19 protein-coding genes are annotated in these 21,223 nt (G+C 72.6%); 8 read left to right on the forward strand and 11 right to left on the reverse strand.

Annotated elements, in window-relative coordinates; all coding sequences use genetic code 11:
* Window positions 1-93: 93 nt before the first annotated feature.
* The 3 genes from OHT74_RS26875 to OHT74_RS26885 form a co-directional block, all read right to left on the reverse strand.
* Complete coding sequence (locus OHT74_RS26875; RefSeq protein ID WP_443047732.1) at window positions 94-966, reverse strand: heme ABC transporter ATP-binding protein; 873 nt, start codon at window positions 964-966, stop codon at window positions 94-96.
* Window positions 967-968: 2 nt separating this feature from the next.
* A complete protein-coding gene (locus OHT74_RS26880; protein WP_328623400.1) occupies window positions 969-2,018 on the reverse strand; it encodes a FecCD family ABC transporter permease in 1,050 nt (349 codons plus the stop codon).
* Between the two features lie 85 nt (window positions 2,019-2,103).
* Window positions 2,104-3,141 (reverse strand): heme/hemin ABC transporter substrate-binding protein, encoded by a 1,038-nt coding sequence (locus tag OHT74_RS26885; protein WP_328621636.1) that lies wholly within the window; start codon window positions 3,139-3,141, stop codon window positions 2,104-2,106.
* Window positions 3,142-3,266: 125 nt separating this feature from the next.
* On the opposite strand from OHT74_RS26885, the gene OHT74_RS26890 reads away from it, so the two are divergent.
* The 3 genes from OHT74_RS26890 to OHT74_RS26900 all read left to right on the forward strand — a co-directional run bounded on the left by OHT74_RS26890 (window position 3,267) and on the right by OHT74_RS26900 (window position 6,925).
* On the forward strand, window positions 3,267-4,745 hold the full coding sequence (locus OHT74_RS26890) for an HtaA domain-containing protein (RefSeq protein WP_328621637.1): 1,479 nt from the start codon (window positions 3,267-3,269) through the stop codon (window positions 4,743-4,745).
* Window positions 4,746-4,824: 79 nt separating this feature from the next.
* Window positions 4,825-6,234, forward strand: coding sequence for an HtaA domain-containing protein (locus OHT74_RS26895; RefSeq protein WP_328621638.1), 1,410 nt, complete (start codon window positions 4,825-4,827; stop codon window positions 6,232-6,234).
* Between the two features lie 19 nt (window positions 6,235-6,253).
* Window positions 6,254-6,925 carry a PhzF family phenazine biosynthesis protein gene (locus OHT74_RS26900; RefSeq protein ID WP_266667536.1) on the forward strand — a complete coding sequence of 224 codons (672 nt, stop codon included), beginning with the start codon at window positions 6,254-6,256 and terminating at the stop codon, window positions 6,923-6,925.
* Between the two features lie 60 nt (window positions 6,926-6,985).
* Here the strand turns inward: OHT74_RS26900 and OHT74_RS26905 are convergent, their stop codons facing one another.
* On the reverse strand, window positions 6,986-7,633 hold the full coding sequence (locus OHT74_RS26905) for a biliverdin-producing heme oxygenase (RefSeq protein ID WP_328621639.1): 648 nt from the start codon (window positions 7,631-7,633) through the stop codon (window positions 6,986-6,988).
* 173 nt (window positions 7,634-7,806) lie between these two features.
* On the reverse strand, window positions 7,807-8,664 hold the full coding sequence (map, locus tag OHT74_RS26910; protein ID WP_328621640.1) for a type I methionyl aminopeptidase: 858 nt from the start codon (window positions 8,662-8,664) through the stop codon (window positions 7,807-7,809).
* An 82-nt stretch (window positions 8,665-8,746) separates the two neighbouring features.
* On the opposite strand from map, the gene OHT74_RS26915 reads away from it, so the two are divergent.
* Entirely contained in the window at window positions 8,747-8,986 is a 240-nt protein-coding gene (locus OHT74_RS26915) for a hypothetical protein (protein WP_328621641.1), read from the forward strand.
* An 18-nt stretch (window positions 8,987-9,004) separates the two neighbouring features.
* Here OHT74_RS26915 and OHT74_RS26920 read toward each other — a convergent pair whose 3' ends face one another.
* On the reverse strand, window positions 9,005-9,610 hold the full coding sequence (locus OHT74_RS26920) for a hypothetical protein (RefSeq protein ID WP_328621642.1): 606 nt from the start codon (window positions 9,608-9,610) through the stop codon (window positions 9,005-9,007).
* A gap of 115 nt (window positions 9,611-9,725) precedes the next feature.
* Here OHT74_RS26920 and npdG point away from each other — a divergent pair, with 115 nt between their 5' ends.
* Window positions 9,726-10,454: an NADPH-dependent F420 reductase gene (gene npdG / locus OHT74_RS26925; protein WP_266667546.1), complete on the forward strand. Its 729-nt coding sequence runs from the start codon at window positions 9,726-9,728 to the stop codon at window positions 10,452-10,454.
* Window positions 10,455-10,700: 246 nt separating this feature from the next.
* Entirely contained in the window at window positions 10,701-10,886 is a 186-nt protein-coding gene (locus OHT74_RS26930) for a hypothetical protein (protein WP_266667548.1), read from the forward strand.
* A gap of 12 nt (window positions 10,887-10,898) precedes the next feature.
* Here OHT74_RS26930 and OHT74_RS26935 read toward each other — a convergent pair whose 3' ends face one another.
* Complete coding sequence (locus OHT74_RS26935; RefSeq protein WP_328621643.1) at window positions 10,899-11,699, reverse strand: site-2 protease family protein; 801 nt, start codon at window positions 11,697-11,699, stop codon at window positions 10,899-10,901.
* A gap of 72 nt (window positions 11,700-11,771) precedes the next feature.
* Here OHT74_RS26935 and OHT74_RS26940 point away from each other — a divergent pair, with 72 nt between their 5' ends.
* Window positions 11,772-15,104 (forward strand): AfsR/SARP family transcriptional regulator, encoded by a 3,333-nt coding sequence (locus OHT74_RS26940; RefSeq protein WP_328621644.1) that lies wholly within the window; start codon window positions 11,772-11,774, stop codon window positions 15,102-15,104.
* A 59-nt stretch (window positions 15,105-15,163) separates the two neighbouring features.
* Here the strand turns inward: OHT74_RS26940 and OHT74_RS26945 are convergent, their stop codons facing one another.
* From OHT74_RS26945 to panB, 3 genes are all read right to left on the reverse strand, one after another.
* A complete protein-coding gene (locus OHT74_RS26945) occupies window positions 15,164-16,015 on the reverse strand; it encodes an ABC transporter permease (protein WP_266667554.1) in 852 nt (283 codons plus the stop codon).
* Window positions 16,012-17,037, reverse strand: coding sequence for an ATP-binding cassette domain-containing protein (locus OHT74_RS26950; protein ID WP_328621645.1), 1,026 nt, complete (start codon window positions 17,035-17,037; stop codon window positions 16,012-16,014). Before OHT74_RS26950 ends, OHT74_RS26945 begins: the two co-directional genes overlap by 4 nt.
* A 120-nt stretch (window positions 17,038-17,157) precedes the next feature.
* Window positions 17,158-18,018, reverse strand: coding sequence for a 3-methyl-2-oxobutanoate hydroxymethyltransferase (gene panB, locus OHT74_RS26955; protein WP_266629775.1), 861 nt, complete (start codon window positions 18,016-18,018; stop codon window positions 17,158-17,160).
* A gap of 340 nt (window positions 18,019-18,358) precedes the next feature.
* Between panB and OHT74_RS26960 the strand changes: the two genes are divergently transcribed.
* Window positions 18,359-19,387, forward strand: a complete 1,029-nt coding sequence (locus OHT74_RS26960; RefSeq protein ID WP_266667560.1) for an endonuclease/exonuclease/phosphatase family protein — start codon at window positions 18,359-18,361, stop codon at window positions 19,385-19,387.
* Window positions 19,388-19,450: 63 nt separating this feature from the next.
* Here OHT74_RS26960 and OHT74_RS26965 read toward each other — a convergent pair whose 3' ends face one another.
* Window positions 19,451-21,205, reverse strand: a complete 1,755-nt coding sequence (locus OHT74_RS26965) for an NAD+ synthase (protein WP_266667562.1) — start codon at window positions 21,203-21,205, stop codon at window positions 19,451-19,453.
* Window positions 21,206-21,223: the final 18 nt, after the last annotated feature.

Genomic DNA, 21,223 nt, shown 5'->3' on the forward strand with positions numbered 1-21,223 from the left:
GACCCATACCCGCGCGTCCAGTGATTCAGCACACACCTCCGGCCACCGGACACGGGGCCGTCACGGGACCTTCAGCAGGAACCCATGGGAAGGTCAAGCAGAGGTCAAGCCGAAGTGGCCGTTCCGTACGCCGGAAGGGGCGTCGTCCCGTACGGGGACCACAAGCGGAACCCCGGTCCGCGGATGCGGGAGGACCTCGACGGGCTGCCGGTAGACCCGGCTCAGCAGCTCGTCCCCGAACACCTCCGTCGGCGGTCCGTCCACCGCGATCCGCCCCTCGTGCAGTACGGCGGCCCGGTCGGCGTACGCGGCGGCCAGGCCCAGGTCGTGCAGGACGACCACCACCGCGTCCCCGGCCGCGGCCCGCTCCCGGCAGATCCGCAGCACCAGCTCCTGGTGGCGCAGGTCCAGGGCGGCGGTCGGCTCGTCGAGCAGCAGCAGCGGGGCCTGCTGGGCCAGCACCCGGGCCAGCGCGACCCGGGCCCGTTCGCCGCCGGAGAGCGCGGAGAAGGGGCGGGCGGCGAAGCCGGCCACCTCCGTCACGGCCATGGCGGCGGCCACCGCCTCCTCGTCGGATCCGGCGAGCGGGGTGCCTGCCCAGGGGGCGCGGCCCATCCGGACGACGTCCCCCACCGGGAACGGGAAGGACATCTCCGCGGACTGGGGGAGCACGGACCGGCGCAGGGCCAGGTCCGGGGCCGCCCAGTCGCCCACCGGGCGCCCGTCGATCCGTACGAGGCCCTCGGCGGCGGGCAGATCGGCCGCGAGGGCGGCCAGCAGGGTGGACTTGCCGGCGCCGTTCGGGCCGACCAGGGCCAGCACCTCGCCGGCCCGCGCGGTCAGGTCGATCCCGGCCAGCACCGCGCGCTCGCCGAGCCGGACGTGGAGGCCGACGGCCTCGGCGAAGGCGGCGCTGGGGGACGGCCGGGCGGGGACGCTGCGCCCGCTGCGCCGGAAGAAGGGGATGCTCACGCCCAGCCTCCCTGCTTGCGGCGGGTGCGACGCAGCAGCAAGAAGAAGAACGGGCTGCCGATCAGGGCGGTCAGCACACCGAGCGGCAGCTCGGCGGGCCGGGCGATGGTCCGGGCGGCCAGATCGCCGCCGAGCAGGACCACGGCGCCGGCCAGCGCGCTGCCCGGGACCAGGAAGCGGTGGCCGGGGCCGTTCGCCATGCGGAGCAGATGCGGGACGAGCAGCCCGACGAAGGTGATGACACCGGCCACGGCGACGGCGGCCGCGGTGAGCAGCGCGACGACGAGGATGAGCGTGCGGCGCAGCCGCTCCACGTCCACGCCGAGATGGCGGGCGGGCCGCTCGCCGAGCGAGAGCAGGTCCAGCTTGCGGGCGTAGAAGGGGGCGACCAACAGGCCGGCGAGCGCGCAGGGCACGACGGCGAGCACCTTGGGCCAGGTGGCCTGGGCGAGGGAGCCGAGCTGCCAGAAGGTGATCTGGTTGACCTGGCCGCTGTCCGCGAAGAAGACGAACAGGCCGATCAGGGCGCCGGCGAAGGCGTTGACGGCGATGCCCGTGAGGATGAGCGTGACGACCTCGGTCCTGCCGCCGTTGCGGGAGAGGAGGTAGACGGAGCCGACGGTGACGAGCCCGGCGACGAACGCGCAGGCGGTGACGGTCCAGTTGCCGAAGAAGCTGAGCCCGAGTCCGATGGCGGCCACCGCGCCGACGGCGGCGCCCGCGGAGATCCCGATGACGCCGGGCTCGGCGAGCGGATTCCCGAACACCCCCTGCATCAGGGCCCCCGCGCAGCCCAGGCTCCCGCCGACGAGCAGCGCGAGAACCACCCGGGGGAGCCGTACGTTCCACAGCACGCTCTCGCCGACCCGGTCGAGCGCGGCTCCGCCGAGCCCCAGCCGGTGCTGCACGGAGCCGAGCACGTCCCCGACCGGAATTCCGTAGGCTCCGACCCCGGCGGACACCAACGCCAGCCCGCCGAGCACGAGCACCAACGCCACGATCAGCCAGGCACCGGTGCGGCGGGGTGCCTTGCCCGCCTGGGGCAGATCCGGCTCCGCCGGCGTCTGCGGCGCAGCCGTTCGGGAGCCGGCCCCCGACAACTCGGCCGCACCTGTGTTCCGTCCCGTCACGTCACGCGGTCTTTCCGTACAGCTGGGAGATCAGCGAGCTCAACACCTGGTCGGTCCGGGGGCCGTAGTTCAACAGCACGCCGTCGTCGACGGTGACGACCCGCCGGTCCATCCCCGCCGGGGTCTGTGCGACGCCCGGGATCTTCACCAGGCCGTCCCTACCGCCCACGGACTCCAGCCCCTTGGACATCACCAGGATCGCGTCGGGTGCGGCAGCCGCCAGTGCCTCGCTCGTGATCGGCGTGAAGTCCTTGCCGAGCCCCGATTCCTTGCCCGTGTCCACGGCGCCGGCCGCTTCGAGCAGCGAGGCCGCGCCCGAGTCGGAGCCGCCCATCAGGTACACGGACGCGGTGCCGCGCAGGTACAGGAAGGCCACCCGCGCCTTCTTCCCGGTGGCCGCATCGGCGGGGATTGCCTTGCGGGCGGCGGAGATCCGGTCCGCGGTGCGCTGGTTCAGCTGCGCCCCGGCGTCTTTGACGCCCAGCGCGCCGGCCACCGTCGCGATCCGCTTCGGTACGTCCTCCAGCGACTTGGCCGGAGCCACCACCAGCAGCGGGATGCCAGCGTCGCGGATCTGCCCGATCGCCTCGGCCGGGCCGGAGGTGGTCTCGGCCAGTACCAGCGTCGGGCGCAGCGACAGCACGCTCTCCGCCGAGACGTCGTGGCCCCGGGTCACCACCGGCAGCTGCGCGGCCTGTTCGAACGTGGCCGTGATGTCGCGGGCGACGACCTGGGGGCCGAGGCCCAGCGTCTGGACGATCTCGTTGAGGCTGCCCGTCAGCGGGACCACCCGCTCCGTCGAGGTCACCGTCACCTCGCGGCCGTCCGCGGAGGGCACGGTCACCGGGAGCGCCGGCAGTGGCGCCGGGGAGAGCGGCTCCACGCGGTCCGGCGCGGCGGCGGGGCGGGCGGCGGCGCCGGGTCCGGTGGCGGACGTGCCTGCGCACCCCGTCAGGGCGGCCAGTGCCAGCGCGGAGAAGGTGAGCGCGAGGGCAAGGGCGCGGCGGGGGGCGCGGGTTGACGCGGCGGGCGTAGGCACGAAGGCACCGTCCTGATCGTCCGGCTGGAGGTCGGGCTGAGGTTCCGGGGAGTCGGGGGTTCCCCTCCGACTGGAGGTAGCTTAGGTTAGCCTAACCTTATTAACCAGACCCGGAAGGGACATTCATGCCCTCGCGACCCGCCCGCGCATCCGCAGTCGCCCTGTTGGCGGCCCTGGCGGCCCTGTTGGGCGCCTTGCTCCCGGTCACCGCCGCCCATGCGGCCGGCCGCACCGTGCAGGGGGGCCGGCTCGACTGGGGCATCAAGTCGTCTTTCCAGAGTTATGTCACCGGCCCGGTCGCGAAAGGCTCTTTCAAGCTGAAGAACGGTGCCGCCACGGTCGGCGGCAGCCTGTTCCGCTTCCACTCGGCCACCGGTTCCTACGATCCGGACACCGGCGCCTTCGAGGCCGCCTTCACCGGCGGCGTCGGCTTCCAGGGCCACCAGAAGCCGGACGGCTCGTACGAACTGGACCTGACGGTCAGCCGCCCGACCATCAAGATCAACGGCGGCAGCGGCACCCTCTACGCGGACGTCTCCAGCAAGGCCAAGGACACCGGCGCGGTCACCACCCGGACCCAGGTGCCCTTCGCCACCCTCGGCCTCGGTGGCGTCGACATGAAGGGCGGCGGCAGCCCGATCGCCCTGACCAACATCCCGGCCACCCTCACCGACCAGGGCGCCGAGGCCTTCGCGGGCTACTACTCGGCGGGCGCCCAGCTCGACCCCGTCTCGCTCTCCGCCGACGTCAAGGCCGCCCCGGCCGCCGAGACCCCGCCGTCCCCGAGCGCCCCGGCCCAGACCTCGCAGGACCCGCAGGCCGCCCTGGGCGCGTTCGCCGACGCCGCCGTCGACTGGGGTGTCCGGCGCACGTTCCGCGAGTACGTCACCGGTTCCGTCGGCCAGGGCAAGTGGACCCTCGCCGAGGGGGCCCAGGACGGCGGCGCGCTGTTCCGCTTCCCGCAGGGCAAGGGCGCGTACGACGGCCGGAAGGGGACCCTCGACGCCGCCTTCGCCGGCACCATCCACTTCACCGGCGCCCATCTGGACCTGAAGCTCGGCAAGCTGGGCGTCAAGGTGGAGAACGGCAAGGGCGTCCTGTCCGCCGACGTCACCACCGGCGGCGAGACGAAGAACGCCGTCGCGCTCGTCGAGTTCGACGCCAGGGGGCTGAAGACCGAGGGCGCCCTCGCCACCCTCACCGAAGCCCCGGCCATCCTCACCGAGGACGGCTCGCAGGCCTTCACATCCATGGCCACTTCTTCCATGTATGCGGCGGGCACCGAGATGGACCCCGTCTCGCTCGCCGTCGCACTCGACGCCACTGCCAAGCTGCCGGCCCTGCCCGACCTGGGCTCCACGGCCTCGCCCGCCGCGCCTGCGGCCCCCGGCGCGTCCGCCGCTCCCGCCGCGAAGGAGCGGGAGTCCTCGAACACCGGGCTGTACGCCGCCCTCGGGGTGGCCGTCCTGGTCCTGGCCGGCGGCGCGGCCTACCTCGTGCTGAGTCGCAACCGCCGTACGGAGGCCGCCGCGGCCGCCGCGGCCGCACCGGCCGACTCGGCCGGCCCGGCAGGGTCCGCGGACGCGCAGCAGCCCAAGCCCTGACCGCCTGCCCGCCCGCCCCGGCAGCCCTTGCACCTCACCCCGTCAGCCACCCCCCGTCGCCTTTCAGGAGGCCCCTGCAATGTCCTCGTCCCACCGCCGTCCGCTCGTCCTCGCGGCCGCCGTTGCCACCGCCGCCGCACTCGGCGCCACCGCCTTCGTCCTGCCCGCCACGGCGGCGGACGGTCCCCCGACGGCCCCGGTGAAGATCGTCGGCGGCACCCTCGACTGGGGTGTGCTCGCCAGCTACCGCGCCTACGTGACCGGCATGGCCAAGGGCACCATCACCGTGGCGGACGGCGCCAAGCAGAACGAGGACGGCAGCCTGCGCCTCGGCGAGCCGACCGGACAGTACGAGCCCGCCGCCGGCCACGTCGTGAAGGCCGCCTTCAAGGGCAGCGTCACCTTCTCCTCGCCCGCCCCGCCGGCCGGCCACGGCTTCGAGGTCAAGCTCTCGGACTTCCGCATCGACACCGGCACCAAGAAAGTCACCGCGGACGTCACCAAGGGCAGCGCCACGACCCAGGACGTGCCGCTGGCTGCGGTGGCCTTCGCCGGCCAGTCGATGAACGGCCTCGCGACCACCCTCACCAAGGAGGCCGCGGACGCGCTCGGTTCGGCCTCGTACGAGAACAAGGCGGGTGACCCGCTCACCGCGAAGCTGGAGTTCGAGAAGCCCGCCCCGCCCGCCCCCTCACCGACCCCCACGAAGTCGGAGTCCCCGTCCCCGACCCCGACGGAGTCGGCGACCCCCTCCGCAACGCCCACGGTTCCGGCCGACGGCCCGCAGAAGATCCTCAGCGCCAAGCTGACGTGGGGCGTGAAGGAGTCCTTCCGCAAGTACGTCCTGAGCGCGGGCTCGATCACCCCGGCCGGCGGCGCCGCCAAGAACGGCGATCTCTTCGAGTTCGCCCTCGGAAAGGGCGAACTCGACGCGAAGAAGCAGACGCTGAACGCCTCCTTCGAGGGCAGCCTCCGCTTCCAGTACGCGGCCCACGGCATCGACATGACCTTCGCCAACCCCCGCGTCGCCGCCGCCGGCAAGACCGGCACCCTCTACATGGACGTCAAGAACGCCTCCGGCAGCAGGACGGACGTCCCGTTCGCCACGCTCGACCTGTCGAAGACGGACTACAAGACCAAGGGCGGCGTACTGGCGCTGAACGCCGTTCCGGCCGCCTTCACCGCCGAGGGCGCGGCCTCCTTCGCCAACGACACCACCGGCTCCATGTACAAGGCCGGGGACGCGGTCGACCCGCTCAGCCTCTCCGTGGCGGTGGACAAGGACGCCACCCTCCCGACGGGCGGCCCCACCCCGAACGCCGGCAGCACGGGCGGTACGGGGGTCGCGGCCGCCACCGTCGGCGGGAGCCTCGCCAGCACCGGCGCCGAAGTCCCGGCCGGAGCCCTGCTCGCCACTTCGGGTGCGGTCGTCGCGGCCGGTGCCGGCGCGGTCTTCCTTGCACGCAGGCGGCGCGCCGTCCAGATCTGAACCGTGTTTCAATTCCAGCGTGAACGATCTCGATGTGCTCAAGGTCTTCTGCGCTGGGGACGGGCGGCACGGCAACCTGCTCGGCGTCGTCCGTGACGGCCGGACCTGCCCCGACGATGCGTCGCGGCAGGCACTGGCCGCCGAACTCGGCTATAGCGAGACGGTGTTCGTCGACGACCCCGAGCGTGGGGTCGTCGACATCCGCACACCCGGGACGCGGATGTCCTTCGCCGGCCATCCGCTGGTCGGGGTCGCGTGGCTGCTCGACGTGGAGGAGCTCCAGCCGCCGGCCGGCTCCGTATGGGCCCGTGACGACGGGGAGTTCACCTGGATCACGGCCCTCCCCGAGTGGGTCGAGGGCAAGCGCACCGAGCAGTACGCGAGCCCCGCCGAGGTCGACGCGCTGCCCGCGCCGCCGCCCGGCGAGGGCTGGCTGTACGCCTGGGCCTGGGAGGACGAGACCGCGGGCCGCATCCGGGCCCGCGGCTTCCCGCGCCGCCCCGACGGGGTCATCGCCGAGGACGAGGCCACCGGATCGGCCGCGATACTGCTGACCGCCGAGCTGAACCGCGCCCTGAACATCACCCAGGGCGCGGGCTCCCAGATCCTCACCGCGCCCGGCCCGGACGGCACCGTCGAGATCGGCGGCCGCGTCCGCTTCGCGAAGCTGCCCGAGGCGCGGACCGAGTAGGCGCGCACCGCGGGGTCCGCACCGACCCGGTGCGGACGCCGCGGTGGAGACCGGAGCGCGTCAGGCGCTCAGCGGGAACTCCCTGCCCAGTTCGCGGAAGACCGCGCCGTTGAAGTCGAAGGCGCGCTTGCACTCGTCGATGATGCGCTGCTTCTCCAGGTCGTCCGCGGCGATCGCGTCCAGCAGCTCGCGGTAGGTCCGCTTGAAGGCCGCGGGATTGGCGATGTCCGCGAAGACGTAGAACCGGACACCGTCGCCCTTGCGCGTGAAGCCCCACGTCCGCTCCGCCTTGTCGCGGATGATCTGGCCGCCGGAGAGGTCGCCCAGGTAGCGGGTGTAGTGGTGCGCGACGTACCCGCCGGGCCAGGTGGCCGCGCACTGCGCCACGCGGGCCGCGTAGGACTCGGTGGCGGGCAGCGCGATCAGGGTCTCGCGCCAGGACGGCCCGCGCAGGTGTGCCAGGTCGCGCTCGATCTCGGCGACGCGCATGAGCTCGGGCTGTATGAACGGGCCGGCCACCGGGTCGTCCCTCAGGGACTCGGCCGCGTCCTCCAGGGCCCGGTACACAAACCACAGCTGCTCGGTGTAGCGGGTGTACGCGTCCACCCCGAGCCGGCCGCCGAGCAGGTCGCTCATGAAGGTCGAGGTCTCTGCCTCGGTGTGCTGCTCGTGCGACGCGACGCGGATGACCGTAGAGAAGGCGTCCAAGACAATCCTCCGGAGACGGGACGAGGAGGCGGGCGGGCCCGCCGGGCGTGACGGCACGTCCGCCACGCCCGATCCTCGTGCTTAGGCTTACCTAAGTCAATGTCTTCCCGACGTCTTGTCGGTAAAACGCCTCCGGCGGAGATTCCCCGACGGGTACTCCGGCTCTCCGGCGTCTACGGCAGGGTGAGGATCTCGGTTCCCGTGTCCGTCACCACCAGTGTGTGCTCGAACTGCGCGGTGCGCTTGCGGTCCTTCGTCACGACGGTCCAGCCGTCGGCCCACATGTCGTACTCGTGCGTGCCCAGGGTCAGCATCGGCTCGATCGTGAAGGTCATCCCGGGCTCGATGACCGTCGTGGCGTGCGGGCTGTCGTAATGCGGGATGATCAGGCCGGAGTGGAAGGACGAGTTGATGCCGTGCCCGGTGAAGTCCCGGACCACGCCGTAGCCGAAGCGCTTCGCGTACGACTCGATGACCCGGCCGATCACGTTGATCTGGCGGCCCGGCTTCACGGCCTTGACCGCCCGGTTCAGGGCCTCGCGGGTGCGCTCCACCAGCAGCCGCGACTCCTCGTCCACCTCACCGCACAGGTACGTGGCGTTGTTGTCGCCGTGCACGCCGCCGATGAACGCGGTGACGTCGAGGTTCACGATGTCGCCGTCGCGCAGGACGGTGGAGTCGGGGATGCCGTGGCAGATGACCTCGTTGACCGAGGAGCACAGGGACTTCGGGAAGCCCCGGTAGCCCAGCGTCGACGGGTAGGCGCCGTGGTCGCACATGTACTCGTGCGCGACCCGGTCCAGCTCGTCGGTGGTCACCCCCGGGGCGATCAGCTTGGCGGCCTCTTCCATCGCCTGGGCGGCGATCCGGCCGGCGGTGCGCATGGCCTCGATGGTCGCGGCCGACTGCACCTCCGGTCCGGTGTACGGAGTGGGCGCGGGCCTGCCCACGTACTCGGGCCGGCGGATGTTTCCGGGAACGGAACGGGCGGGAGAGAGCTCGCCTGGTACGAGCAGCGACTGGCCAGACATGCAAGCGAGTGTATCCAGCGGGGATGGGGCAGCATGGCGGCAGAGAGCGGTATCGAGAGGTATCGAGAGGAGCCCGAGGACGATGGCCCTGTTCAAGAAGCGTCAGGTGGGCAAACCCGGCGAGTGGTACTACTGCCTGGTCCACCAGAAGGTCGAGGAAGGCCCGGAGTGCCCGGCGAAGGACCGTTTCGGCCCGTACGAGTCGCCGGAAGAGGCGGCCCGCGCCATGGCGAGCGCGCAGGAACGCAACCTCGAATGGGAGACCGACCCCAGGTGGAACGACAAGTCCCGCGACGAGGACGAGGGCACGGCCGCCCCGTAGGGCCGGGGGCCCGAAGGTCTACCAGCGGCTGGGCGGCGGCGCGGTCAGCCGGTCGGCCAGCCGCGCCAGCCGGTCCCGCAGCCGCCGCGGCCCGCGCTGCACCGGCAGGCCGTTCTCCCCGGCCGCCGCGCTGACCAGGTGCTGCACGGTGTCCAGGTCCAGCTCGCCGGCCCCTTCCCGTACGGACAGGGCGTCGTGCGCGAGCGCGGCGAGATCCGGATCCCCACCGTCCAGGCACAGTACGGTCGCCCCCGCGCGCCGGGCGTCGTGCAGCCGCTCCAGCAGCCCCGCCCCGGGCTCCTGCGGCGCCACCACCAGCAGGGTGTGCCCGCGCCGGGCCGCCTCCAGCCGGCCCAGCCCCACCGACAGGTGCGCCGGCTCCCCGGGCAGCACGCGGTGGCGTACGAGCGTGGGCGCCAGCTCCGGCAGCCCGGACCAGGCGGCCTCGTCCACCAGGTGCGCCGCCAGGTGCCAGGGCTCGTACTGCTCGGTCCCCACCAGCAGCAGATTCCCGCCGGCCGGTGCGACGGAGCGCCGCAGCGATCCGGCGAAGCGGCGCGCGGCACCGGGCCACTGCGTACCGGCGAGCACCTCACGCAGCAGCGCGACCCTCACGGCGTCCATATCGGCATCCTGCCGCACGGAAGGGACATACGGGAGCGCTTCGCCCCGCTTCGCCCGGCCGGGTGCGGCCCCGTCCCCGTTCGACTCTGCGGATCCCGGCATTACCCTCGCCCCCATGACCTCCTCAGACAGCACTCAGACTTCCCCCGCGACGGCGCCGGCCAAGGCGCCGGCCAAGGACCCGTGGGACCTGCCGGACGTCTCCGGCCTCGTCGTCGGCGTCCTCGGCGGCACCGGCGACCAGGGCCGGGGCCTGGCTTACCGGCTCGCCCGGGCCGGCCAGAAGGTGATCATCGGCTCCCGCGCCGCCGACCGCGCGCAGAGCGCCGCCGACGAACTGGGCCTCGGCGTGGAGGGCGCGGACAACGCCGAGTGCGCGCGCCGCAGCGACATCGTGATCATCGCGGTGCCGTGGGAGGGCCACGCCAAGACCCTCGAAGCCCTCCGCGAGGACCTCGCGGGCAAGCTCGTGGTGGACTGCGTCAACCCGCTCGGCTTCGACAAGCAGGGCGCGTACGCCCTCCCCGTCGAAGAGGGCAGCGCGGCCCAGCAGGCCGCGGCCCTGCTCCCCGACTCCCGGGTGACGGCGGCCTTCCACCACCTCTCGGCGGTCCTGCTCCAGGACGAGTCCGTCGAGGAGATCGACACCGACGTGATGGTCCTCGGCGAATCCCGCGCCGACACGGACATCGTGCAGGCCCTGGCCGGCCGTATCCCGGGCATGCGCGGGGTCTTCGCGGGCCGCCTGCGCAACGCCCACCAGGTGGAGTCCCTGGTCGCCAACCTGATCTCCGCCAACCGCCGCTACAAGGCCCACACGGGCCTGCGCGTCACGGACGTCTGAGGCGGCCGCCCCTGTGCCCGGCGGCCTTTGAAGCGGCCGCCGGTCACAGGGGACTCCGTCAGCCCCGGCGGCTGCCGGCGTGCGCCTCGACGGGGCCCAGGTGCGCCACCACCCGAGGAGCACCGAGACGTCGGCGTCGCCGGGGGGTCGGAAGCGGAATGCGCGGGGCTTTACGGGAGCACTGCAGGGCATGGGGGACACTGGTGGGGCTCGACCCCGTTCCGTGTCGCCGAGGAGCTGTTCCCCATGCCCCGCCTTGCCCTGTTCGCCATCGTCGTCTGCGCGCTGTCCGTGGCCGCGGCCGTGGTCGCCTTCGTGGAGGGCAGCTTCCTGGGGATCATCTGGGTGCTGCTGGCCGGGCTCACGTCCAACATGGCCTGGTACTACCTGCGCAAGGCGAAGGCCGAGAAGGCCGCGCGCTCAGCGGGCTAGGCAGGCGCGGTCCTACGACTGCGGGGCCGTGCAGTAGCCGTTCGCGTCCTGCCAGAAGCGGTAGAGGTCGCGGCCGCAGTAGGTCTCCAGGTCGGACACGCCCAGCGTGGACAGCAGATTGCGCACCACGTCGAAGAAGGACTCGTTGACCTCCGGGATCCACAGCAGCGCGAAGACCGCGATCAGTCCGAACGGCGCCAGCGGCGCCACCTCGCGGCGGATCCGGTACGAGAGCCAGGGCTCGATGATCCCGTAGCCGTCCAGGCCCGGGACCGGCAGGAAGTTCAGGATCGCCGCCGAGACCTGGAGCAGCGCGAGGAAGGCGAGCGCGAAGCGGAACGGCAGCGGGACGCCGTCGAGGGCGTTCAGCCAGAACGGCGCCGTGCACACGATCGCGAAGGCCACGTTGGTCAGCGGGCCCGCCGCCGAGATCAGGCTGTGCTTCCAGCGGCCCTGGATCCGGTCGCGCTCGATGTACACGGCGCCGCCGGGCAGGCCCAGTCCGCCCATGATCACGAAGATCACCGGCAGGACGATGCTGAGCAGCGCGTGCGTGTACTTCAGCGGATTCAGCGTCAGGTAGCCCTTGGCCCCGACCGAGAGGTCGCCGCTGTGCAGGGCCGTGCGGGCGTGCGCGTACTCGTGCAGGCAGAGCGAGACGATCCAGGCCGAGGTGACGAAGAGGAACACGGCGAGCCCGGTGCTCGTCGAGTACCCCGTCCACACGGCCCAACCGGTGACCGCCATGACGGCGAAGATGCCGAGGAATACGGAACTGATCTGCCGCTCGCTGCGGACGCCCTGATGACCCATGCGGCGAAACCTACCCGGACACGGGGCCAAAAGGAGTACGGGGCCGGGGGTGGGGCCAGCGACAATGGGCCGGTGCGTTACGCGATTCTCGGCAAGGCCCAGGCCATCCGCGACGACGGGACCCCCGTCGCCGTCGGCGGAGCGCGCCTGCGGGCGCTGCTGACGGCGCTCGCGCTGCGCCCGGGGCGGGCGGTGCCGGTGCACCTGCTCGTGGGCGAGGTGTGGGACGGGGACGGGCCGGCGGATGCGCCGGCCGCGCTGCAGGCACTGGTGGCCCGGCTGCGCAGGGCGCTGGGACACGGGGCGGTGCGGTCGGCGGAGGGCGGATACCTGCTGGTCGCGGCGCGCGAGGACGTCGACCTGTACCGCTTCGAGCGGCTCGCGCGGGCCGGAGCCGCGGCGCAGGACCCGGCCGAGGCGGCCGCCCTGTACGACGAGGCCCTGGCGCTGTGGCGCGGTCCGGCACTGGCGGATCTGCCGGACCCGGCGGCCGAGTCCGCCCGGTGGGAGGCCGTACGCCTGGACGCGCGCCGGGGCCGGCTCGCGGCGGCCCTGGCCCTGGGCGAGGCCGAGCGCGCCCTCCCGGAGCTGACCGCCCTGTGCGAGCAGCGCCCGCTGGACGAGCCGCTCCAGGTCCTGCGGATCCGCGCAATGCAGGACGCGGGCCGCCCGGCGGAGGCACTGGCCGCCTACGACACCGTCCGCCGCACCCTCGCCACCCGCCTGGGCACCAGCCCGGGCCCCGCCCTCCAAGCCCTCCACGCATCCCTCCTGGCCCCGGCCCCGAGCCCGGCACCGCCCTCCGCCCCGCGCGGCGCGCAGCCTCCGGCCCCCGGCCCGGCGCAGCCGGGCCGGGGGCCGGGCGCCGAGCCGGCCGGTGGCCCCGTACCCACCGGGCAGGGGAACCTGCGGGTGCGGTTGACCAGTTTCGTGGGGCGGGAGGGGGATATCCGGGTCATCCGGGAGGATCTGGCGCGGGCCCGGCTCGTGACGCTGCTCGGGCCCGGTGGGGCCGGGAAGACACGGCTGTCCCAGGAGGCCGCCGAGCGCGCCGCCGTGGCCTGGCCCGACGGCGTCTGGTTCGTGGAGCTGGCTCCCGTGGACGATCCCGAGGACGTCGCCGAGGCCGCGCTCACCGCGCTCGGCGCGCGGGAGACCAAGCTGCGCGGCGCCGCCGCCGAGGAGCTGCGGGCGCTGACCGACCGGGCCGGGGACCAGCCCCTCGACCGGCTCGCGGAGCACTGCGCGCGGCGGCGGATGCTGATGATCCTGGACAACTGCGAGCACGTCGTCGGCGCCGCCGCCGAGCTGGCCGAGGAACTCCTCGCGCGCTGCCCCGGCGTCCGGATCCTGGCCACCAGCCGCGAACCCCTCGGCGTGCCGGGGGAGTTGCTGCGGCCGGTGGAACCGCTGCCCGACCCCGTCGCGCTCCGGCTCCTGGGAGACCGGGGGGCCGCCGCCCGGCCCGGGTTCAGCGTCGAGGACGACCCGGCCGCCGCCGCCGAGATCTGCCGCCGCCTCGACGGGCTGCCGCTCGCCATCGAGCTGGCCGCGGCCCGGCTGCGGCTGCTCACCCCGCGCCAGATCGCCGACCGCCTCGACGACCGGTTCCGGCTCCTGACCAGCGGCGCCCGTACCGTGCTGCCCCGCCAGCAGACCCTGCGCGCCGTCGTCGACTGGTCCTGGGACCTGCTGGACGAGCCCGAGCGCGCCGTCCTGCGCCGGCTCTCCGTCTTCGCCGGCGGCTGCGACGTGGCCGCCGCCGAAGCCGTGTGCGCCGACCCCGACACCCTCGACGTCCTCGGCTCCCTCGTCGACAAGTCCCTCGTCGTCGCCGCCCCGGGCCAGGGCGGCGGCATGCGCTACCGGCTCCTCGAGACCGTCGCCGAGTACGCCGCCGAGCGGCTGGCCGAGGCCGCCGGGGACCGCGCCGACACCGAGCGCCGCCACCTCACGTACTACCGCGAACTCGCCCGCACCACCGAGCCGTTGCTGCGCGGCCGCCGCCAGCGCGAGGCCACGGAGCGGTTCGCCGCCGAGTACGAGAACCTCCGTACCGCCCTGCGCCGCGCCGTCGCCGCCCGCGACACCGACGAGGTGCTCTGCCTGGTCCACTCCCTCTCCTGGTACTGGCAGATGCACGACCTGCGCGCCGAGGCCCGGCACTGGTCCGACGCCGCCGGCGAGCTCGGCCCCGACCCCTTCGCCGCGCCCGTCACCCCAGCCGAGCCGGTGAACGCACAGCTCGTGGACGCGCCCCCGCCGTACGGCGGGGAACTGCTCACCGAGGCCTGGCGCGGGATCCGGCTGATCCAGCTCGCCTCGCGCGACCAGACCAACGAGAGCTGGAACGCGCCCGAGGTCCGGGACCAGATCGAGGGGATCCTCGCCGCCTACCGGCCCGGTCTGCCGCAGACCTGCCGGACCCCCGCGGGCCTGTGGATCTACGCCGTGATGATCGCCGGGAACTCCGAACTGCTCCAGCAGGTCCTCGACACCACCGTCGACACCGCACGGAAGCTGGACTACCGCTGGGAGCTGGCCGCCACCCTCCAGGTAAGGGCCAACTGGCTCGCCAACCGGGCCGCCTGGTCCGGGGACGCGGCCCGCGACGCCGACGAGAGCCACGCCCTCTTCGAGTCGCTGGGCGACGACTGGGGCTGCGCCGAGGCCCTCTCCGCCCGCGCCGAAGCACGTGAGAAGCGGGGCGAGTACGCGGCCGCCGCCGAGGACTACCGGTCCGCGATCGAGCACGCCGAGCGGCTCGGCGCCCCGTCCCAGGTCACGGTCCTGCGCGTGCGGATGGCCGGGACCCTCGTCGAGAACGGCGAGCTCGCCGAGGCCGAGGAGACCCTCACCGGGGTCCTGAGCACCCCCTTCACCTACGGCAACGAGGCGATGCCGGCCGCCCTGATGTTCCTCGCGGGGATCTACGGCCGCACCGGCCGCATCCCCGAGGCCCGCCGCCAGCTCCAGCTGCTGCGCGAAGAGTTCGCGTTCGGCGCGTTCGCCATCTTCGACGGGTTCCTGCTCGGCACGATGGCCTGGCTGGAGAACCGGGAGGGCAAGTACACGGAGGCCCTCGCCATGCTCCGGCAGGCCATGGGGACCGCCCAGGACCCGCTCGCCCTGATGGTCGCCCCGCAGATGCCCGCCGTGTACCTGATGACGGCGGCCCTCTCCCGCGCCGGCCTCGGCGGCCCGCAGCACGCCTACGAAGCCGCCCGGCTGCTCGGCGCGTACCGGGCCCACCTGCCGCCCCGGCACTTCCCGGTCAGCACGGAACGCGAGGACGCCGCCCGGGCCGAGGAGCTGACGCGCGCCGCGCTCGGCGACGCCGCGTACGAGTCCGCATACGCCGAAGGCGGTGGCCTCACCCTGGAGGAGGCCACCGCCCTCATCTGACCCGGCCCCCGTGCGGGGCCCGTCCGGGACGCGATCCGGAACGGACCGGTCGTCCCGGGTCAGGTCTTCTGGCGGAACTTGCGGACCGCGAGCGGCATGGTGACCGCCGTGATGGCCACCGACCAGATCAGCGTCACCGTCACCGGGTGGGCGACCGCACCGCCGCTGATCAGGCCACGGGCCGCGTCCGCCAGGTTGGACAGCGGGTTGTAGTCCGTGAAGGTCTGCAGCCAGCCGGGCATCGTCGACGGCGGGGCGAAGATCGAGCTGCCGAACTGCAGCGGCATCAGGACCAGCATCGCCATGCCCTGGACGGCCTGCGCGGTCTTCATGGTCAGACCGAGCAGGATGAAGATCCACATCAGCGAGGCGCCGAAGACCGCCGACAGGCCGATGGACAGCAGCAGGTCGAACACCGAGGTCTTGATCGACAGGCCGAGCATGAAGCCCACGGTGAGCAGGATCGCGATGGCGACCATCATGCGGCCGAGCTCGACGACGATCTTGGCGATCAGGACGGACGACCGGGCGATCGGCATGGACCGGAAGCGGTCCATCACACCCTTCTTGAAGTCGTCGTTGACGCCGGTGCCGACGCCCATGGCGATGTTCATGCCCATCATGGCCATCAGGCCCGGGACGACGTAGTTGACGTACGCCTCCTGCTGGCCCTTGCCGGAGATCGCGCCGCCGAAGACGAACACGAACAGCAGGGTGAAGATGATCGGCATGAGCAGGACGTCGAACATCGACTCGGGGTCCTGCTTGATCTGCAGCGCGTTGCGGCGCACCAGGGCGCCGATGTGCCGCAGGTTGGCCCGCAGGCCGATCCGGCCTTCGTCGGAGCGGACGTCCACCGGGGCCGGACCGGGCGCGGTGGGAGCGGGCTTCGTCGTGGTTACGGTGCTCATGGCGCGACCTCCTCGGTCTTCTCGGTGGGAACGGAATCCTCGACGGAGGTGGGCCGCTGGCCGGTGATGGCCAGGAACACCTCGTCCAGGCTGGGCAGGTACGTGCCGAGATCGGCGATCGCGTACCCGCGGGCGGCCAGCAGGCCGACCACGGCGGTCAGCTGCTCGTCGCTCAGGATCGGGACCAGCAGCACGCCCTCGTCCGGCACGGCCTGCGAACCGGCCACGCCGTCGAGCCCGGCCTCCGCCAGTGCACGGGCCATGCCCGGCAGGTCGGACGCGGCGGCGGGGCGGATCTTCAGTGTCCGGCCGCCGACCCGGGCCTTCAGCTCGTCGACCTTGCCCTTGGCGATGACCTTGCCCTTGTCGATGACCGTCAGCTCGCTCGCGAGCTGCTCGGCCTCCTCCATGTACTGGGTGGTGAGCAGGACGGTGACGCCCTCGGCGACCATCCGCTGCACCTCGTCCCACACTTCGTTGCGGGTACGGGGGTCCAGGCCGGTGGTCGGCTCGTCCAGGTACAGCACGGCCGGGCGGCCGATCATGGAGGCGGCCAGGTCGAGCCGGCGGCGCATGCCGCCGGAGTAGTTCATCGCGGCCTTCTTGGCGGCGTCGGTGAGCGAGAAGCGCTCCAGCAGCTCGTCGGCGCGCGACCGGGCGTCCTTGCGGGACAGGTCGAGCAGCCGGCCGATCATGTAGAGGTTCTCCCAGCCGGAGAGCTTCTCGTCGACCGAGGCGTACTGGCCGGTCAGGCCTATGGTGCGGCGCAGCTGCCGCGGCTGGCGGACCACGTCGTAGCCCGCGACGCTCGCGGTCCCGGCGTCCGGGACGATCAGGGTGGAGAGGCAGCGCACGAGGGTGGTCTTGCCGGCGCCGTTGGGCCCGAGGACCCCGAGGACGGTGCCCTCGCGGACGTCCAGGTCGACACCGTCCAGGGCTTTGGTCTCGCCGTAGTGCTTGACCAGTCCCCGTACCTCGACGGCGTTCGAGCCGTTCAGGGGATTCTTGTCGTTTCGCGTCATGGGCACATGGGACCACCCGCCACCGACAACGCACCGACAGCGGACCGACAGGCAACCGACAGGCAACCGACAGCCCGCCGACGACGCGTCGGCGGGCTGTCGGACGGGGCGCCTATTCGATCAGTGGAAGCTGTGCTCGGCCTGCGGGAACGTTCCGCCGACCACGTCCTCGGCGAAGGCCTTCGCCGCGTCGCCCATGGTCGCGCGGAGGTTCGCGTACTGCTTCACGAACTTCGGCATCTTCCCGCCGGTCAGGCCCATCATGTCGGTCCACACCAGCACCTGCGCGTCGCACTCCGCGCCCGCGCCGATGCCGACCGTCGGGATGTGCAGGGACCGGGTGACCTCGGCGGCCAGCTCGGCCGGAACCAGCTCCAGCACCACCGCGAAGGCGCCCGCGTCCTGCGCCGCCTTGGCATCGCGCAGCAGCTGGTGCGCGGCCTCGTCGCCGCGGCCCTGCACCCGGTAGCCCATGGCGTTCACGGACTGCGGGGTCAGGCCCAGGTGGGACATGACGGGGATGCCGGACTGCACGATCAGCTCGGTCTGGTGCAGCGAGCGCTCGCCGCCCTCCAGCTTCACGGCCCCGACGCCGGCCTCCTTCACGAGGCGGGTGGCACTGCGCAGCGCCTGCACGGCGCCTTCCTGGTACGAGCCGAACGGCATGTCGCCGATGACCAGGGCCCTGCTCGTGCCGCGTACGACGGCCGCCGAGAGCATGGTCATCTGGTCCATCGTCACCGGGACGGTGGAGTCGTAGCCGAGGTGACAGTTGCCCATGGAGTCACCGACGAGGATGACCGGGATGCCGGCCTCGTCGAAGACGGACGCGGTCATCGCGTCGTAGGCGGTGAGCATGGGCCACTTCTCGCCGCGCTCCTTGGCGAGGGTGAGGTCGCGGACGGTGATCCGCCGGGTGCCCGTGCCTCCGTACAGGGTGGGGGAGGCGGCTTCGCGGGCAGGCGAAACGGCATGCGTCATTGCAACTGCTCCTTGATGTCATCTCGAGGCGCCCTTACGGCGTCCCCGGACTCACCCACCATGGTGGCACCTGCCCGGGCCGTGGCGAAAGTGGCGCGAAGACCTGTGCGTCACACTCCTGGCTCACACCAGGACCACTCCTGGCCCCTTCATGGTCCCCTCCGCGGCGGTTCGACGCGCGCGAGAGCCAATGTACGCGTTTCGTGACAAGCGGAACCTCGGCCACACGGCCGTTCGTCCTCCCGGACGTACGGCCGGAACAACGGCACGGAAGGCTGCGTCCATCGCCTAGGGTCAAGGAGCGGGGACGGAGCGCAAGCACGGCAGCGAGGGCAGTGGCATGGCACAGGCGTACATGACGGAGACGGGGAACGGCGGCTCGGAGCCCGAGCCCTCCGGATCCCGCCTCCGGCGCCGACTGGCCGGGCTGCGCAGAGACCGGGGCATCTGGCGGCGCGGGATCGTGACCGCGGCCCTGGCCGCCCTGACCTCGCTCGTCATGATCTTCCACGCCGAGCTGCCGAACGACGTGGGCAACCTCGGCAGCCTCACCGAGACGTTCCTGCCCTGGCTGGGGCTGGCCGTGCCGCTCCTGCTCGTCGCCGCCGTCGTCCGCAAGTCCGCCACCGCGCTGATCGCGATACTGCTGACGGCCGTCGTATGGGTGAACCTCTTCGGCAGCCTGGTCCTCGACAAGTCCGGCTCCGGCGGCAACCTGATGGTCGCCACCCACAACGTCGACGCCGACAACCCCGACCCGCGCGGCACCGCAGCCCGGGTCGCGAAGTCCGGGGCCGACATCCTGGCCCTGACCGAGCTCAAGGGCAGCGTCGTCCCCGTCTACGAGGAGGCCCTGGCGGGCACGTACAAGTACCACTCCGTCGAGGGCACGGTCGGCGTGTGGAGCAAGTACCCGCTGAGCGCCGCCGCGCCCGTCGACATAAAGATGGGCTGGACCCGCGCCATGCGCACCACCGTGGACAGCCCGTACGGCCAGATGGCCGTCTTCGCCGCCCACCTGCCCTCCGTCCGGGTCAAGCTCAACGCCGGATTCACCGCCAACCAGCGCGACAACAGCGCCGGGGCCCTGGGCGCCGCGCTCGCCGCCGAACCGCTGAAGAAGGTCATCCTGCTCGGCGACCTCAACGGCACCATGAACGACCGCTCCCTGTCCGAGGTCACCTCGCAGATGCGCTCCACCCAGGGCGCCGCGGGCGACGGATTCGGCTTCAGCTGGCCGGCCCAGTTCCCGATGGCCCGCATCGACCAGATCATGGTCCGCGGGATCACGCCGGAGGCCTCCTGGACCCTCCCGCGCACCGGCAGCGACCACCTGCCGATCGCTGCGCGGCTGACGGTGAAGAAGTAACCCGCACCTGTTCCGGAAGGGGCCTCGCCGCATCGGCGGCGGGGCCCCTTCGCCGGACACCCCTTACGCCTGTTCGCGCCAGCCGTTCGTGATGGGCAGCCGGCGGTCCTTGCCGAAGCCCTTCGCGGAGATCTTCGTGCCCGGCGGGTACTGGCGGCGCTTGTACTCCGCCGTGTCCACCATCCGCAGCGTCCTGGCGACCAGCTCGCGGTCGAATCCGGCCGAGACGATCGCCTCCAGGCCCTGGTCGCGGTCCACGTACAGCTCCAGGATCGCGTCCAGCACCGGGTAGTCCGGCAGCGAGTCCGTGTCCACCTGGCCCGGGCGCAGTTCGGCGCTCGGCGGCTTCACGATCGAGTTCTCCGGGATCGGCGGGGTCTCGCCGCGCTCGGCCGCGGCCCGGTTGCGGTACTGCGCGAGCCGGAACACGTCCGACTTGTAGACGTCCTTGATCGGGCCGTACGCGCCCACCGAGTCGCCGTACAGGGTGGAGTAGCCGACGGCCAGCTCCGACTTGTTGCCCGGGGCCAGCACGATGTGGCCCTCCTGGTTGGAGACCGCCATCAGCATCGTGCCGCGCAGCCGGGACTGGAGGTTCTCCTCCGCCAGGCCGGTCAGGCCCAGCGAGCCCATGTACGCGTCGAACATCGGCTCGATCGGCACCGTACGGAAGTTCAGGCCGGTCCGGTCGGCCAGATCGGCCGCGTCGCCCTTGGAGTGGTCCGAGGAGTACTTCGAGGGCATCGAGATGCCGTACACGTTCTGCGCGCCGATCGCGTCGCAGGCGATGGCGGCGACCAGCGCGGAGTCGATGCCGCCGGAGAGCCCGATCAGGACGGAGCGGAATCCGTTCTTCTTGACGTACGCGCGCAGGCCCACGACCAGCGCGTCGTAGATCTCCTCGTCGTCGTCGAGGCGGTCGGCGTAACCGCCGGTGACCACCGGCTCGTACGGCTCCACCGGCTCCTCGGAGAGGACCACGCGGTCGATCCGCAGGCCGTCGTCGACCACGCCCTCGGGGGCGTCGGCACGCGCCGCGGGCAGGTCGAGGTCGACGAGGACGCAGCCCTCGGAGAACTGCGGGGCGCGTGCGATGACCTCGCCGCCGTCGTCGACGACGATCGAGTCGCCGTCGAAGACCAGCTCGTCCTGGCCGCCGATCATGGCCAGGTAGGCGAGGGTGCAGCCGGCCTCCTGGGCGCGCTTGCGGACCAGTTCGAGGCGCAGGTCGTCCTTGTTGCGCTCGTACGGGGAGGCGTTGACGGAGATCAGCAGGCCGGCCCCGGCGGAGCGGGTGGCCGGGACGCGGCCGCCCTCCTGCCAGAGGTCCTCGCAGATCGCCAGGGCCACGTCGACGCCGCGCACCCGGATCACCGGCTGGGTGTCGCCGGGGACGAAGTAGCGGAACTCGTCGAACACGCCGTAGTTGGGGAGGTGGTGCTTGGCGAAGCGGAGGACGACCTTCCCTCCGTACAGCACGGCGGCCGCGTTCTCCGGGGAGCCGGCGGGGCGGCCGAGCCGCGGGGCGGCCTTCCCGGAGCGGTCGAGGTAGCCGACGACGACCGGCAGTTCGCCGAAGCCCTCGGCAGCCAGCCGCTCCGCGAGTTCGAGCAGCGCCGTACGGGAGGCGTCGACGAAGGAGCCGCGCAGGGCGAGGTCCTCGACGGGGTACCCGGTCAGCATCATCTCCGGGAACGCCACCAGGTGGGCGCCCTGCTCGGCGGAGTGCCGGGTCCAGTGGACGACCGAGTCGGCATTGGCGGCGATGTTGCCGACCTGCGAGTCGATCTGATTCAGAGCGAGGCGAAGTTGAGGCACGGGGCCCAGTCTAATCGT

Source organism: Streptomyces sp. NBC_00354, from assembly GCF_036106915.1.
GTDB lineage: Bacteria > Actinomycetota > Actinomycetes > Streptomycetales > Streptomycetaceae > Streptomyces.

Coding starts and splice junctions, on each gene's coding strand:
- OHT74_RS26890 (WP_328621637.1), top strand. CDS start 3,267: ATGCCCTCGCGACCCGCCCGCGCATCCGCAGTCGCCCTGTTGGCGGCC.
- OHT74_RS26895 (WP_328621638.1), top strand. CDS start 4,825: ATGTCCTCGTCCCACCGCCGTCCGCTCGTCCTCGCGGCCGCCGTTGCC.
- map (WP_328621640.1), bottom strand. CDS start 8,664: ATGTCTGGCCAGTCGCTGCTCGTACCAGGCGAGCTCTCTCCCGCCCGT.
- OHT74_RS26915 (WP_328621641.1), top strand. CDS start 8,747: ATGGCCCTGTTCAAGAAGCGTCAGGTGGGCAAACCCGGCGAGTGGTAC.
- OHT74_RS26920 (WP_328621642.1), bottom strand. CDS start 9,610: ATGGACGCCGTGAGGGTCGCGCTGCTGCGTGAGGTGCTCGCCGGTACG.
- npdG (WP_266667546.1), top strand. CDS start 9,726: ATGACCTCCTCAGACAGCACTCAGACTTCCCCCGCGACGGCGCCGGCC.
- OHT74_RS26930 (WP_266667548.1), top strand. CDS start 10,701: ATGCCCCGCCTTGCCCTGTTCGCCATCGTCGTCTGCGCGCTGTCCGTG.
- OHT74_RS26935 (WP_328621643.1), bottom strand. CDS start 11,699: ATGGGTCATCAGGGCGTCCGCAGCGAGCGGCAGATCAGTTCCGTATTC.
- OHT74_RS26945 (WP_266667554.1), bottom strand. CDS start 16,015: ATGAGCACCGTAACCACGACGAAGCCCGCTCCCACCGCGCCCGGTCCG.
- OHT74_RS26950 (WP_328621645.1), bottom strand. CDS start 17,037: ATGACGCGAAACGACAAGAATCCCCTGAACGGCTCGAACGCCGTCGAG.
- panB (WP_266629775.1), bottom strand. CDS start 18,018: ATGACGCATGCCGTTTCGCCTGCCCGCGAAGCCGCCTCCCCCACCCTG.
- OHT74_RS26960 (WP_266667560.1), top strand. CDS start 18,359: ATGGCACAGGCGTACATGACGGAGACGGGGAACGGCGGCTCGGAGCCC.